The organism is Leclercia sp. M-A074-M, from assembly GCF_965195605.1.
Taxonomy (GTDB): Bacteria; Pseudomonadota; Gammaproteobacteria; order Enterobacterales; family Enterobacteriaceae; genus Enterobacter.
Window position 1 is genome coordinate 223092 of sequence record NZ_CBDAHM010000008.1, and the last position, 15034, is coordinate 238125.

Consider the following 15034-nt stretch of genomic DNA (forward strand, 5'->3'; position numbering starts at 1 on the left):
ATTCCTTAGAATGTTTTCTTAGCCCGTGGGCATTAACTGAGATAAAACTGAGACATTACTGCATGAGGCACTAATATAAGGTTCGGCAGAGAAGCGGTATTCAACGACAACGTGTTTACTCAGGACTTCTTTACTGAAAATGCCACACATAAACAGAACTGTACCTCGTTTGACCCAAACCGTGTTATCACATACAACTTAAATAATGGCAAGCCATTTTTAAAGGTGTCTCGATCAGCCGCACAAATTCCGAGACTGACTTGCCACAATCTGCACAGTAATGCACGTTCAGTGTATACCAGACCAAAATGTTGCCTGCCCAGTCGCTGTCAGGATAAGCGCTGTTATCAAAGACTTTTTTACATTAGCTCAATAACTTCATATCGTCCAGCAAGCGCGCCAGAATTTCTGTGGTCGCTATTTCATTTAGAACTTTTCGTGAAAAGTTATGCTGAATTGATCGTAACGACAAGGGATTGTTTCAGGAAAAAAACATTGTATATCGGTTCGCTTGTTTAAGTTATATACACCTAAACCGGTAATCCGCTATGCACCAAAATAATGATATTTTTATGAACCTGCCTCAAAAAAAGGCAATCAAAACGTTTCGATTAAAATAAAATATGATAACCGTCGATTTAATAAAAAATATTCGCTAATTGAACAAGTATTCGTTTACAAGGATAAATATTGACCAATGCGCAGCGGATGAAAGTTATCGCTGCGCGGGGATAACTCTGCCAGTGCCTGCGCGAGCTCTCTGACAGGCTCATCCAGTGATTCATCCGCCAGTTCAAAGACACCCCAGTGGATCGGGATCGCCAGCGGCATGCCCAGCTGTTGCCAGAGCTTCACCGCCGCCTGCGGATCCATATGATGAATCGACATGAACCAACGTGGTGCATAGGCTCCGACAGGTATAGCGGCGGCATCCACTTTTCCCAGTCGCTCCGGAATGGTTAACAGTTCCGGGGTATAACCGGTATCGCCGCTAAACCAGAAGCGCTGCTGCTCGCTCTCAAAGACCCAGCCACACCATAACGAGCGATCGCGATCCCAGAGGCTACGCATGCTCCAGTGCTGTGCCGGCACGGCGGTAAACACCAGCCCTTCGAAAACATAGCTTTGCCACCAGTCCAGTTCAATAACCTGTTTCGCCCCGCGGCGGCGGCACCACGCCCCAAGACCTAAAGGCACAAAAAAGGTCAGCTGCGGAAAACGATGCACAAGCTGGCGCACCGTGGCCGAGTCCAGGTGATCGAAATGGTTATGGGAAATAACAACGGCATCAAGGACTGGAAGCGCCGCGACACTCATCACCGGAGGCGTTTTTCGTATCGGTCCGGCAAACAGCACCGGCGAGGCGCGCCGGGAAAAGACCGGATCGGTAAGGATATATTTTCCGTTCAGGCGTAGCAGCAGGCTGGCGTGGCCCAGCCACCAGATACCATCTTCTTCCAGGGTGTTGAGCGTAACGGGTTGCCACCACTGGCGGATAAAGGCGTCATAGCCTTCTGAAGGGGGTTTTGGCAACCCGGCGGCTTTTCGCGCCTTGCGCCAGCGTTCAACATCGCCGGGTTGACGAACAGGGGCATCCGGATTGCGGAAACCCTGCGGGGTATGGTGTGCAAGGGAGGGATTATACCAGGGATTACGCCAGGCCATACATACCTCCCCTGACCGATTAGCGTTCGGCTACCAGACGAATAAAGTCATCGTCCTGGCTCTTAGCCGTCTCTTCTGGCGCTTTTGGTACCTCTTTCTCTTCCGGCTCATTGGCTTCGCACAGGCGACGCAGCAGGACATTCTGTCGTTTCTGCAGGTCGACTAACTTCTCCAGCAGTTCGATCTGCTCGTTGGTACGGGAGCTCGCGCGATTGACAAAAAACCACAGCACCAGACCCGCAACCAGCAGTACGATCGAGATCGCCAGAGATGCCACGCTGAACATCCCGGAATTTACTAACTCACCCATTTCACTCCCCCATAAAAGCGCCTATTTTACCACTCGCGTTAAGGAAGGAAATCACTTGCGATAAAAATGACAACTACCAGGGGATAAACTTATTGATAGAACAAATACCGCTAAAGAACTGTACATCCTGGTCGCACATCACATTGATGGTCTGCGTCCAAAGTAAAACACAGGCCACTAACACTAAGACCAGAATAACCCAGCGTATTTTCTTCACTCCACTCTCCGTACCGTAACTGCCTGATGCCAGGTTATCATGCGCAACTTAAACCATGCCTAACTGTAACGCGAAGGCGATGCTTTCGGAATCATAGACTTGTTAAAGTAAGTGTATCGATTACGCTAAGCGGCAGTTATTCAAAAAATGAGGTAATGATGCGCTTTTTTATTCGCACATTGATTGTTATAGCACTGGTCTGGACGGGTATACTGCTCGCAGGCTACGGTGTCTTGATCGGCAGTAAAGAGAATGCGGGCGGGCTCGGGATCCAGTGCCAGTATCTCACCGCGCGCGGCGTCAGCACGGCGCAGTATATTCATTCAGACAGCGGTATTATCGGCCTCTCTCGCTGCCCGCTCCTGCGAAAGAGCGAGACAGTGATCGATAACGGCTGATCCCTTGCATAAAAAAACGCCGCCATAAGGCCGCGTTTTTTTATCGCGCTTTCAATCAGAACGGATAGTCGTTGTAACCCATCTGTTCAGAAATCTTACGCGCCGCTGTGTGCAGCATTTCAACATACTCGTGCAGATGCTCTTCAGAGAAACGCAGCGTCGGGAAGGAGATACTCAGGCCGGCAATGACCACACCGAAACGGTCAAATACCGGAACGCCGATGCAGCGCAAGCCTTCTTCCTGCTCCTGGTTATCTTCGCCATAACCTTGTTCACGGACTTTATCCAGCACCTGCAACAGCTCTTCGGTGGTGGTAATGGTGCGCTCAGTGCTGCGTTTGTACTCCACGTTCTCGAGGATCTGCTTCACTTCATCACGGTCGCGCCATGCCAGCAGAACTTTACCGATAGCGGTACTGTAGAGCGGGTTGCGGCGGCCAATGCGTGAGTACATACGCAGGTTATACATGGAATCAATTTTATGGATATAGACGATACTGTCTTCATCCAGCGCCCCCAGGTGCACCGTCTCTTTCGTCAGACGGGAGAGTTCGCGCATCTGAATATCCGCGCTGCGGATCAGATCGACGTTCTGCAGCGCACGAGCGCCCAGTTCAAATAACTTCAGGGTCAGGGAGTACTTTTCGGACTCGCCCTCCTGAGCAACATAACCCAGTGATTTCATGGTCTGTAAAAAGCGATAAACGGTGCTTTTTGACATCATTACACGCTGGGACAGCTCAGTAATACCGATTTCGCGCTCTTCACCAAGCGCCTGCAGGATGCCGAACACCTTTAACACGGATGAAACAGAATCTGGCTGTTTATCCAAATCCGCGATTGCCATTAATCACCTCAACGCAAGTGTTTTATAAAATTCAGAACCGGTTTTTATTATAAATTCGCTCCGGCTTTGCTGCAATCAATCCTGGCTTACCTGGTTACAAATCTGCGACACACAACAGAAATAACAGTGATAATATCCTTACCCTGTTAATAATAACCTCCAATGCTAATTAATTTTCATGACGACTCTCCCCAAAGACGGCCTGCCGCTGCCGCAACGTTATGGTGCCATTGCAACCATTATTATCGGTATTTCAATGGCTGTACTGGATGGCGCTATCGCCAATGTCGCCCTGCCAACCATTGCCAGCGACCTGAATGCCTCCCCGGCCAGCTCAATCTGGATTGTTAACGCCTACCAGATAGCCATTGTTATCTCGCTGCTCTCGTTCTCGTTTCTCGGGGATATGTTTGGCTACCGCCGGGTTTATCAGTGCGGGCTGGCGGTATTTACGCTGACCTCCCTTTTCTGCGCCCTTTCAGATACGCTGCACATGCTGACGCTGGCGCGTATCATGCAGGGGTTCGGCGGTGCGGCGCTGATGAGTGTGAATACCGCGTTGATCCGTCTTATCTATCCTCAGCGACATCTGGGCCGGGGGATGGGGATCAACTCCTTTATTGTTGCCGTGTCGTCTGCGGCGGGCCCAACTATCGCCGCAGCGATCCTCTCGGTCGCGTCCTGGCAGTGGCTATTTTTAATTAACGTTCCACTTGGGATCGTGGCGTTGCTGTTCGCCCTGCGTTTTTTACCGGCCAATGGCGCGAAAAGCAGCATGCCAAAATTCGATCTTCCGAGCGCGGTGATGAACGCCCTCACCTTTGGCCTGCTGATCACCGCCCTGAGCGGCTTCGCTCAGGGACAGTCGCTGATGCTGATTGCGGGCGAGGTCGTGGCGCTGCTGGTGGTAGGCTTCTTCTTCGTGCGTCGCCAGCTGGCACTGCCGGTGCCGTTACTGCCGGTAGATCTGCTGCGTATTCCGCTCTTCTCCCTCTCTATCTGCACCTCTATCTGCTCCTTCTGCGCACAGATGCTGGCGATGGTTTCTCTGCCCTTCTTCCTGCAAAGCGTGATTGGCCGCTCGGAAGTGGAAACGGGCCTGCTGTTAACGCCCTGGCCTCTGGCGACCATGGTAATGGCTCCGCTGGCGGGCCATCTGATTGAGCGGGTACATGCGGGGTTACTGGGCGCGCTGGGACTGGTGGTGATGGCGACAGGTCTTTTCGCTCTCGCCCTGCTGCCTGCGGCACCTCACGATCTGGATATTATCTGGCGGATGGTGCTGTGCGGGGCGGGCTTTGGCCTGTTTCAGTCACCGAATAACCATACCATTGTTACGGCAGCGCCTCGCCACCGCAGCGGCGGCGCCAGTGGGATGCTGGGCACTGCCCGCCTGCTGGGACAGAGTACCGGCGCGGCACTGGTGGCGTTGATGTTCAACCTGGCCGGACAAAGCGGCACGCATCTGGCGCTGTTGACCGCCGGCACGCTGGCCACCGTCGCGGCCATCATCAGCGGGTTGCGGGTGACCCAGCCTCATTCACAGCCATAAAAAAAGCGCGTCTTTGGACGCGCTTTTTTATTAGCAAACCGAGGCCGTTATTTCAGGTATTCACCGTTACGCAGCGCTGCGATACGCTTATCCAGCGGCGGGTGAGACATAAACAGCTCGCTCAGGGATTTTGATTTACCGTTGATGCAGAATGCCATCATGCTTGAGGCTTCCTGCGGTTCATAGCTGGTTTTCAGACGCTGCAGCGCAGCAATCATCTTCTCGCGTCCCACCAGTTTGGCTGAACCCGCATCCGCATGGAATTCACGGTGACGGGAGAACCACATGGTGATGATGCTTGCCAGAATACCAAATACCAGCTCCAGCACCATAGAGACCGCGAAGTAGATCAGTGGGTTACCGTTACTTGATTCGCCTTCCTCACGATCGCCCCCCATAAAGCCTGCGGCAATCTGGGCAATAATACGCGAGATAAAGATAACGAAGGTGTTCACGACACCCTGAATCAGGGTCATGGTCACCATATCGCCGTTCGCAATGTGGCTGATCTCGTGGGCGATAACCGCTTCGGCTTCATCACGGCTCATGTTCTGCAACAGGCCGGTACTCACCGCAACCAGAGAGGCGTCGCGACGCGCGCCGGTGGCGAAGGCGTTGATATCCGGCGCGTGATAGATCGCCACCTGCGGCATGGCGATACCCGCCTGACGGGACTGGTTAGCAACGGTGGTCATCAACCACTGTTCCATATCGTTACGCGGTTGCTCAATAACCTCGCCGCCAACGGACTTAAGTGCCATCCACTTGGACATCAGCAGTGAGATAAAGGAGCCACCAAAACCAAACAGCAGCGCCATAATTAACAAACCCTGAACGCTGCTCGACTGAATTCCTGTCAGGCTGAGCACCAGCCCGAATACCACCATGACCGCCAGGTTGGTGAGCAGGAAGAGCGCGATTCGCATCATAATATTCTTTTAACCTCAGTTTAACAAAACGCACTATGCGATTACCCACATCGTATGGGTATTCCGTATATTTTCAAGGATTGCAGCGGCGTAAGTCACCAGAAAGACACAACTTTACACAATAAAAGGAATGCCTGACGGCAGGATGCGGTTAACAAAAAAACAGGCACAATTTCTTGTGCCTGTCAGGGGAGATTATTTAGCCGGAGCGGGATTCCCGGCTGGCTTATCTTTTTCCAGTTTCGCCAGATCGATAGCGATTTTTACCGTCTCATCAAGATAGGGATCCGGCTCCTGATAATCCTTCGGCAGGTCATCCAGTTTTTTGAGGGCTGGCTTTCCTTCGCGTTTGAAGCGGTCGTTGATCCGCGCCAGACGCGTTGCATCATCCTCTTCGTTCTCTTTCAGACGCTGCGCGTAGTTCAGAGAGACGATATTGCGTTTCGCCTTCAGGGCGTTAAAGCGGGCAATATCTTTGATGATGTACTGGAACTCAGGATCTTTGGCGATGCGATCGTCATGCTGCTTCAGCAGCGCCGGACCAAACGGAGTCATGTCGCCCGACTTCACGAAGGTGGCAGCGTTTACGCTATCCCACGGCAACGCGTTATCTTCAAACTTCTCACCTGTTTCGGTCTCTTCGTTGCCCGTCGGCATGATGATATCCGGAGTCACGCCTTTACGCTGGGTACTGCCGCCATTCACGCGGTAGAACTTCTGAATGGTGTACTGCACCGAGCCCAGCGCTGGCCATTCCGGACGCAGCATCTGATCGTAAATACGGTTCAGGGAGCGATACTGCTGTACCGTACCCTTACCGAAGGTCGGTTCGCCAACAATCAGCGCGCGGCCATAATCCTGCATGGCGGCAGCAAAGATCTCTGATGCCGAAGCACTGAAGCGATCGACCATCACCACCAGCGGCCCTTTGTAGTAGACAACGCCATCGGTATCCGCGTCTTCACGCACTTTACCGTTATTGTCGCGAACCTGTACCACCGGACCGGACGGGATAAACAGACCCGAAAGCGAAACCGCCTCGGTCAGGGCGCCGCCGCCGTTGCTACGCAGATCGATAATTACGCTCTTAACGTTCTGTTTTTCCAGTTTCTGCAGTTGGACTTTGACGTCGTCCGTCAGGCCCACATAGAAACCAGGAATATCCAGCACGCCAACCTTGTCTTTACCCACGGTTTTCACCGACATTTTCACCGCGCGATCTTCCAGACGGATGCGCTCGCGGGTCAGGGTAACGATACGGGTCTTGGTGCCCTTGCCCGCTGGCAGAATTTCCAGACGGACTTTACTGCCTTTCGGCCCTTTGATCAGGGCAACCACATCATCCAGACGCCAGCCGATGACATCGACCATGCTCTGACCAACCTGACCGACGCCCACAATGCGATCGCCTACGCTTATCGCCTTGCTTTTGGCAGCCGGACCGCCGGCAACCATGGAGTTAATGACGGTGTAATCGTCGTCCATCTGCAGCACCGCGCCGATCCCTTCAAGGGAGAGGCTCATCTCGGTGTTGAACTGCTCGGTGTTGCGCGGAGAGAGATAGTTGGTATGCGGATCGATTTCGTGCGCGAAGGCGGTCATCGCCAGCGAGAAAACATCTTCACTGTTGGTCTGCGCCAGGCGACGAATAGCAAATTTGTAGCGGCGGGTCAGCGTTTCGCGGATCTCTTTCTCATCCTTACCGGTGAGTTTGAGGCTCAGCTCGTCATACTTAACTTTGCTGTCCCACAGCTGATTCAGCTCGGCTTCATCTTTTGGCCACGGCGATTTACTGCGGTCAAGATTAAAGGTGTCGTTACCCGTGAAGTCCATTGGACGTTCAAGCACCTTAAGCGCGTATTGATAGCGCTCAAAACGGCGTTTCTGCGACAGATTATACAGGTCGTAGAACAGGTCCAGCTTGCCGCTGCGTAACTCATCCCCGACCTGGGTCTGCTTTTTGGCAAATTGTTCGACATCGCTCGCCAGCAGGACGTTATGGCTGTAGTCCAGCAGGTTCAGATAGCGGTCGAAAATTTTTGTCGAAAAAGCCTGGTCGAGATCGAACTGACGATAGTGCGAACGGGTGAAGCGCGACGTGACGCGCTCACTCACCGTCGCGTGCTGAGTCTCTTCCTTCAGAACCGGAATCTGATCGACACGCGTAATCTCGTCCACAGCGAAAGCGTGGCCTGTTATCGCAAACAGGCCAGCCAGCGCGGTGAGCTTAAAAAATGTGTTCATGCCGGGCTTGGCCTCCGTTTTAGAACAACAAGTGTTCTGCGCGTACAATCATTGACAGACCAGAAGTCAGCTGTACACGAACGCCATCTTTGGTGATTTCCTGTACGGTGGCATCCATAGCATTGTTACCCGCTTTTACCTTCAGAGACTGACCGACGCTCAGGGCGTTAATGTCAGAAACCGGAGTGTGGCGCGGCTCTTCACGAGGCGCACGCGGGGCTTTTGCCGGTTGCTCAGCACGAGGCTTACGCTCGGTATTCTCTTTGCGACGCGGTGCAGGACGTGGCTTGCGCTCACGGCGAGGCGCTTCTTCCTGGCCATTGGCCGCAGCCGCTTCGCGTTTTTTCGCCTGCTGTTCAGCACGCTGAGCCTGAACGCGCGCTTTGGCTTCTTCAAGCTGCTTACGCGCATGCTCTACGTGCTGCTCGTCCAGCACGCCGCACGGGTTGCCGTCGAGGTCAACACGCGTTGCGCCCGCTTTAATACCGTAAAGGTAACGCCAGCTCGAAGTATAAAGACGTAAGGCGGAGCGGAGTTGGGTTTTGCTGAGGTTCATCTCACCTTCAACACGCTCTACCAGATCCTGAAAAATACCAATTTTCAGGGGACGAGCTTCGCCCTCGGCACTAAAACATTGAGGAAAACGTTCGGCCAAAAACGCGATAACTTCTTTACTGCTATTCAACTTAGGTTGATTTTCCATGAAATTTCCTGATTACAACGGACGTTGCCGACAAGCCGCAGGCATGAACAGGCGTCATTATAATGACGCCATCCGTAAATGCTACGTTATCCGTTGATTATCCTGCGACGCTCGCAAAGAATTTATGATAATCGGTCGCGGCGAGAACCTGTTCCAGATTCCCTACCACCTCGCGCAGCCCCTGTTCGTCCTCGGGGGTAAAGCGATTGAAGACCGTGCTGTCGATGTCCAGAACACCAATAATCTGATTCTCCACAGTCAGTGGCAGCACGATTTCAGCGTTGCTGGCGCTGTCGCAGGCGATATGCCCGTCGAACGCATGAACGTCATCCACGCGCTGCACCTGGTTTTGTGCTACCGCCGTACCGCAAACCCCGCGCCCAACCGGGATACGGACGCAGGCCAGTTTGCCCTGAAACGGCCCCAGCACCAGCGTGTCGCCTTCCAGCAGATAAAAACCGGCCCAGTTCACATCGGACAGACGTTCAAAGAGTAACGCGCTGGTGTTCGCCAGGGTGGCCAGGAAACTGGTTTCACCTGCCATCAATGCCTGGAAATCGCGGTTTAAGTCCGCGTAGAATTCTGTTTTGTTCATTATTCAATCACTTGGTTGTCTTACAAAATTACAGCATAGCCTATTAAAATACGCATTATTTGCGTTCATGCTCAAGATGAATCAATTCATGAGTTAAGATAACTATTAACTATCCCTTTTTAGCGCGACCGATGGCTCTTAAATCACCGAAAATAATGCCGACGAAAAAGATCACTGTGCACACGGTCGGCGATGCGCTGCCTCGTGCACATTATCAGCGTTGCCCGCAATGCGATACGCTTTTTACGTTGCCAAAGATGAAATCATACCAAAGTGCTTTCTGCCCGCGCTGCAACGCAAAAATCCGCGATGGCCGCGACTGGTCGCTGACCCGGCTGGCGGCGATGGCCGTGACCATGATGCTGCTGATGCCCTTCGCCTGGAGCGAGCCCCTGCTTCAGCTGCACCTGCTGGGCGTGCGCATCGACGCGAATCTGTTGCAGGGGATCTGGCAGATGACCCGCCAGGGCGATCCCCTGACGGCCTCCATGGTGCTCTTCTGTACCGTCGGCGCGCCGGTGGTGCTGGTGGCGGCGATAGCCTATCTGTGGTTCGGCAATATTCTGGGTATGAACCTTCGCCCGGTGCTCCTGATGCTTGAGAAGCTCAAAGAGTGGGTGATGCTGGATATCTACCTGGTAGGGATCGTCGTGGCCTCAATCAAAGTGCAGGACTACGCTTATCTGCAGCCGGGCTCTGGCCTGTTCGCCTTTATCGCGCTGGTGATATTGAGCGTCCTGACCCTGATTCACCTCAACGTGGAGCAGCTCTGGGAGCGCTTCTACCCGCAGCGCCCCGCCACCCGCTACGATCCGGCACTGCGGGTCTGTCTGGGCTGCCACTATACCGGCCTGCCCGACGCGCGGGGCCGCTGTCCGCGCTGCCATATTCCCCTGCGCCTGCGGCGGCATAACAGCCTGCAGAAATGCTGGGCGGCGCTCATCGCCTCGCTGATATTTCTGATCCCGGCTAACCTGCTGCCGATTTCGGTGATTTATGTCAACGGCGCGCGGCAGGAGGATACCATTATGTCGGGCATCGTCTCGCTGGCCCACAGCAACATCGCCGTGGCTGCGATCGTCTTTATCGCCAGTATTCTGGTGCCCTTTACCAAAGTGGTGGTGATGTTTACTCTGCTCGTGAGCATTCATTTCAAATGTGAGCAGGGGCTGAGAACCCGCATACTGTTGTTGCGTTTCGTGACCTGGATTGGCCGCTGGTCAATGCTGGATCTGTTTGTTATTTCGTTGATGATGTCGCTGATCAATCGCGATCAGCTCCTTGCTTTTACTATGGGACCCGCAGCGTTCTATTTCGGCTCTGCGGTGATTTTGACTATTCTTGCAGTGGAATGGCTGGATAGCCGCTTACTTTGGGATGCACATGAGTCAGGAAACGCCAGCTTCGCCGACTGAAGCGCGAGTTAAAACAAAACGTCGTATTTCGCCATTCTGGTTATTGCCGGTTATCGCTCTGATGATCGCCGGCTGGTTAATCTGGACCAGCTACGAAGATCGCGGCAATACCATCACCATTGACTTCCAGAGCGCCGACGGCATCGTTGCAGGCCGAACGCCCGTCCGTTTTCAGGGGGTTGAGGTGGGCACCGTCCAGGATGTTTCCCTGGACAAGAACCTGAATAAAATTGAGGTTCGCGCCAGCATCAAATCCGATATGAAAGATGCCCTGCGCGATGAGACCCAGTTCTGGCTGGTTACGCCCAAAGCCTCGCTGGCGGGCGTCTCCGGGCTGGATGCGCTGGTCGGGGGTAACTATATCGGCATGATGCCGGGCAAAGGTGAGCCAAAGGATCACTTTACCGCCCTCGACACGCAGCCGAAATACCGGCTTAACAATGGCGATCTGATGATCCATCTGCATGCAGCGGATCTGGGCTCCTTAAACAGCGGCTCGGTGGTCTATTTCCGTAAGATCCCCGTTGGCCGCGTATATGACTACGCCATCACCCCTAACAAGCAGGGGGTGGTTATCGATGTGCTGATTGAGCGACGCTTTACCTCGCTGGTGAAAAAAGGCAGCCGGTTCTGGAACGTCTCCGGCGTGGATGCCGACCTGAGCCTGAGCGGGGCCAAAGTGAAGCTTGAGAGCCTGGCGGCGCTGGTGAACGGCGCAATCGCCTTCGATTCACCGGAAGGTTCTGAGCCCGCTACCCAGGAAGATGATTTCGGCCTGTATAAAGATCTGGCCCACAGCCAGCGCGGCGTGATTGTGAAGCTCACCCTCCCCTCGGCGGATGGCCTGAAGGAGGATTCCACCCCGCTGATGTACCAGGGGTTACAGGTCGGGCAGCTCACCAAAATGACGCTTAACCCTGGCGGGCTGGTAACCGGTGAGATGACCGTTGACCCCAGCGTGGTCGATCTGCTGCGTAAAAACACCCGCATAGAATTACGTACGCCGAAACTGACGCTCAGCAACCCCAGCGTCAGCAGCCTGCTGACCGGCAGTACGTTTGAGCTCATTCCCGGCGGCGGCGAACCGGTTAACCAGTTTGTCATCGCCCCGGCCGATAAGGCGCTGCTGCAAAAACCCGGCGTGCTGACCGTGACCCTCAACGCACCGGAAAGCTACGGCATCGACGCCGGCCAGCCGCTGATTCTGCACGGGGTGCAGATTGGCCAGGTGCTTGAGCGCAACTTAACCAGCAAAGGCGTCACCTTTGCGGTGGCGATTGATCCGCAGTACCGCGAGCTGGTGCATGGCGACAGTAAATTCGTGGTTAACAGCCGGGTGGACGTGAAAGTCGGACTCGACGGCGTCGAGTTCCTGGCGGCCAGCGCCAGCGAGTGGATCAGCGGCGGGATCCGTATCCTGCCGGGTGAGAAAGGCGCCATGCGCGACAGCTATCCGCTGTATGCCAATCTCGATAAAGCCCTGGAAAACAGCCTGAGCGATCTGCCGACCACCACCCTGACGCTGGTGGCCGACACCCTGCCGGATGTGCAGGCGGGCTCGGTGGTGCTGTATCGTAAATTTGAAGTGGGTGAAGTGATCCTGGTGCGCCCGCGCGCCAATGCCTTTGATATCGAACTGCATATCAAACCGGAATACCGCAAGCTGTTGACCAGCAACAGCGTGTTCTGGGCTGAGGGCGGGGCCAAAGTGCAGCTTAACGGCAGCGGCCTGACGGTGCAGGCCTCTCCGCTCTCCCGCGCCCTGCGCGGGGCCATCAGCTTCGACAACCTGAGCGGGGCCAGCGCCAGCCAGCGTAAAGGCGACAAGCGGATCCTCTATCCTTCTGAGACCGCAGCGCGTGCAGTCGGCAGTCAGATCACCCTGCATGCCTTTGACGCGGGCAAGCTCTCCGAAGGGATGCCGATACGCTATCTGGGGATCGATATCGGGCAGGTCCAGAGCCTGAAGCTGATCACCGCCCGCAATGAAGTGCAGGCCACGGCGGTGCTCTACCCGGAATATGTCGACAACTTCGCCCGCACCGGGACGCGCTTCTCGGTCATCACCCCGCAGATCTCCGCGGCGGGCGTTGAGCATCTCGATACCATTCTGCAGCCCTATATCAACGTGGAGCCCGGACAGGGTAAATCGCGCCGCGACTTCGAGCTGCAGGAGGCGACCATCACCGATTCACGCTATCTCGATGGCCTGAGCATTGTGGTGGAGGTCCCGGATGCAGCATCCCTTGATATCGGTACACCGGTGCTGTTCCGCGGTATGGAAGTGGGTACGGTCACCGGCCTGTCGCTGGGGACGCTCTCGGATCGGGTGATGGTAGCCCTGCGTATCAGCGATCGCTATCAGCACCTGGTGCGTAACAACTCCGTCTTCTGGCTGGCCTCCGGCTACTCGCTCGACTTCGGCCTGACCGGCGGGGTGGTGAAAACCGGGACCTTTAATCAGTTTATCCGCGGCGGTATCGCCTTTGCGACGCCGCCTGGCACCCCGCTCGCGCCGAAATCTCAGCCTGGCAAGCACTTCCTGCTGCAGGAGAGCGAACCGAAAGAGTGGCGCACCTGGGGAACGGCCCTGCCACGATAACCCCTACGCTCCGGTGTCAACCCACCGGAGCGTTTGTGGTACACTGCGCGCCTCTTTGACTCCCTGTGGTGCGCTCGTGTCTCAACGTTCCGTCTATTTGCCAGAAGAATTTCTGGCACAAATGCGCCAGGCTCTGCCTGACCCTCTCTCTCTTGATGCGTTTATCGCTGCCTGCCAGCGCCCGCTGCGCCGCAGCCTGCGCGTCAATACCCTGAAAATCAGCGTGGCGGATTTTCTCACGCTTGTCGCCCCCTACGGCTGGCAGCTCACCCCTGTGCCGTGGTGCGAAGAGGGATTCTGGATCGAGCGTGACGACGAAGAGGCGTTGCCGCTGGGCAGTACCGCAGAGCATCTGAGCGGGCTCTTCTATATTCAGGAAGCCAGCTCCATGCTGCCGGTTGCTGCGCTGTTTGCCGATGGCAATATGCCCGCCCGGGTGATGGACGTGGCGGCCGCCCCCGGCTCCAAAACCACCCAGATCGCCGCGCGGATGAACAACCAGGGCGCGATCCTCGCCAACGAGTTCTCCGCCAGCCGCGTTAAGGTGCTGCACGCGAATATCAGCCGCTGCGGGATCAGCAACGTGGCGCTCACCCATTTCGATGGCCGCGTGTTTGGCGCCGCCCTGCCGGAAGCTTTCGATGCGATCCTGCTGGACGCCCCCTGCTCCGGCGAAGGGGTGGTGCGAAAAGATCCCGATGCGCTGAAAAACTGGTCCGTTGCCAGCAACCTGGAGATCGCCGCCACCCAGCGCGAGCTTATCGACAGCGCCTTCCACGCCCTGCGTCCGGGCGGCACGCTGGTCTACTCCACCTGCACCCTTAATCGCGACGAAAACGAAGCCGTTTGTCTGTGGCTGAAAGAGCAATACCCGGATGCCGTTGAATTCCTGCCGCTCAACGACCTGTTCGCCAGCGCCGGGGACTGCGTTACGCCTGAAGGCTTCCTGCACGTCTTCCCGCACATTTACGACTGCGAAGGCTTTTTCGTGGCGCGCCTGCGTAAAAAGGCCGCCGTTGCACCGCTGCCCGCTCCCAAATATAAGGTCGGAAACTTCCCGTTCACGCCCCTTAAAACCCGCGAAGCCCAACAGATTACTGCTGCCGCTAACCAGGCGGGCCTGTACTGGGACGACAGTCTGCGTCTGTGGCAGCGAGATAAAGAGGTGTGGTTATTCCCGACAGAGATTGAGCCGCTGATCGGCAAAGTGCGCTTCTCCCGTCTTGGCCTGCGCCTGGCGGAGACGCACAACAAAGGCTATCGCTGGCAGCATGAAGCGGTGATCGCGCTGGCAGGCCAGCACAACACCTTTGCCTTAACCCAGGCGGAAGCGGAAGAGTGGTATCGCGGACGCGATGTCTGGCCACAAACAACCCCGTCCGGGGATGATGCGGTAGTGACCTGGCAGGGCTTCCCAATAGGCATGGCGAAAAAAGTGGGCTCGCGGCTTAAAAACAGCTATCCGCGCGAGCTGGTTCGCGATGGCCGCTTGTTTACCGGTAACGGTGAAACGCGCTAAAAAAAGCACTTTTTTACTGGCGCTTTTGCTCTTCATTG

13 protein-coding genes and 1 pseudogene are annotated in these 15034 nt (G+C 55.3%); 5 read left to right on the plus strand and 9 right to left on the minus strand.

Going from position 1 to position 15034, the window contains the following annotated elements; genetic code table 11:
* Nucleotides 1-5: 5 nt before the first annotated feature.
* The 4 genes and pseudogenes from ACOKCT_RS17375 to mgrB all read right to left on the minus strand — a co-directional run bounded on the left by ACOKCT_RS17375 (nt 6) and on the right by mgrB (nt 2192).
* A pseudogene (locus ACOKCT_RS17375) lies at nt 6-150 on the minus strand (DUF2627 domain-containing protein).
* 525 nt (nt 151-675) lie between these two features.
* On the minus strand, nt 676-1665 hold the full coding sequence (locus ACOKCT_RS17380; protein ID WP_420193705.1) for an MBL fold metallo-hydrolase: 990 nt from the start codon (nt 1663-1665) through the stop codon (nt 676-678).
* A 19-nt stretch (nt 1666-1684) separates the two neighbouring features.
* On the minus strand, nt 1685-1975 hold the full coding sequence (locus tag ACOKCT_RS17385) for a YebO family protein (RefSeq protein WP_156654706.1): 291 nt from the start codon (nt 1973-1975) through the stop codon (nt 1685-1687).
* Between the two features lie 73 nt (nt 1976-2048).
* Nucleotides 2049-2192, minus strand: a complete 144-nt coding sequence (gene mgrB, locus ACOKCT_RS17390; protein WP_103180034.1) for a PhoP/PhoQ regulator MgrB — start codon at nt 2190-2192, stop codon at nt 2049-2051.
* A 158-nt stretch (nt 2193-2350) separates the two neighbouring features.
* Between mgrB and ACOKCT_RS17395 the strand changes: the two genes are divergently transcribed.
* Nucleotides 2351-2590: a YobH family protein gene (locus ACOKCT_RS17395; protein WP_103180035.1), complete on the plus strand. Its 240-nt coding sequence runs from the start codon at nt 2351-2353 to the stop codon at nt 2588-2590.
* A 55-nt stretch (nt 2591-2645) separates the two neighbouring features.
* On the opposite strand, the gene kdgR is transcribed toward ACOKCT_RS17395, so the two are convergent.
* Entirely contained in the window at nt 2646-3437 is a 792-nt protein-coding gene (gene kdgR, locus ACOKCT_RS17400; RefSeq protein WP_039030796.1) for a DNA-binding transcriptional regulator KdgR, read from the minus strand.
* Nucleotides 3438-3615: 178 nt separating this feature from the next.
* Here kdgR and ACOKCT_RS17405 point away from each other — a divergent pair, with 178 nt between their 5' ends.
* The gene (locus tag ACOKCT_RS17405) at nt 3616-4989 is read left to right on the plus strand and encodes an MFS transporter (protein ID WP_103180036.1); all 1374 of its coding nucleotides are present in this window, start codon (nt 3616-3618) and stop codon (nt 4987-4989) included.
* A 47-nt stretch (nt 4990-5036) separates the two neighbouring features.
* Here the strand turns inward: ACOKCT_RS17405 and htpX are convergent, their stop codons facing one another.
* The 4 genes from htpX to ACOKCT_RS17425 form a co-directional block, all read right to left on the minus strand.
* Nucleotides 5037-5918, minus strand: a complete 882-nt coding sequence (htpX, locus tag ACOKCT_RS17410; RefSeq protein WP_103180037.1) for a protease HtpX — start codon at nt 5916-5918, stop codon at nt 5037-5039.
* Nucleotides 5919-6113: 195 nt separating this feature from the next.
* A complete protein-coding gene (gene prc / locus ACOKCT_RS17415) occupies nt 6114-8162 on the minus strand; it encodes a carboxy terminal-processing peptidase (RefSeq protein WP_103180038.1) in 2049 nt (682 codons plus the stop codon).
* Between the two features lie 19 nt (nt 8163-8181).
* Nucleotides 8182-8865 (minus strand): RNA chaperone ProQ, encoded by a 684-nt coding sequence (gene proQ, locus ACOKCT_RS17420; RefSeq protein WP_103180039.1) that lies wholly within the window; start codon nt 8863-8865, stop codon nt 8182-8184.
* Nucleotides 8866-8962: 97 nt separating this feature from the next.
* Nucleotides 8963-9460 carry a GAF domain-containing protein gene (locus ACOKCT_RS17425; protein WP_103180040.1) on the minus strand — a complete coding sequence of 166 codons (498 nt, stop codon included), beginning with the start codon at nt 9458-9460 and terminating at the stop codon, nt 8963-8965.
* A gap of 131 nt (nt 9461-9591) precedes the next feature.
* On the opposite strand from ACOKCT_RS17425, the gene yebS reads away from it, so the two are divergent.
* From yebS to rsmF, 3 genes are all read left to right on the plus strand, one after another.
* A complete protein-coding gene (gene yebS / locus ACOKCT_RS17430; protein WP_103180041.1) occupies nt 9592-10875 on the plus strand; it encodes a membrane integrity lipid transport subunit YebS in 1284 nt (427 codons plus the stop codon).
* A complete protein-coding gene (locus ACOKCT_RS17435; protein ID WP_156654707.1) occupies nt 10844-13477 on the plus strand; it encodes a PqiB family protein in 2634 nt (877 codons plus the stop codon). The genes yebS and ACOKCT_RS17435 overlap by 32 nt, the downstream gene beginning before the upstream one ends.
* 76 nt (nt 13478-13553) lie before the next feature.
* The gene (gene rsmF, locus ACOKCT_RS17440; RefSeq protein ID WP_263950620.1) at nt 13554-14996 is read left to right on the plus strand and encodes a 16S rRNA (cytosine(1407)-C(5))-methyltransferase RsmF; all 1443 of its coding nucleotides are present in this window, start codon (nt 13554-13556) and stop codon (nt 14994-14996) included.
* The last annotated feature ends 38 nt before the right edge of the window (nt 14997-15034 follow it).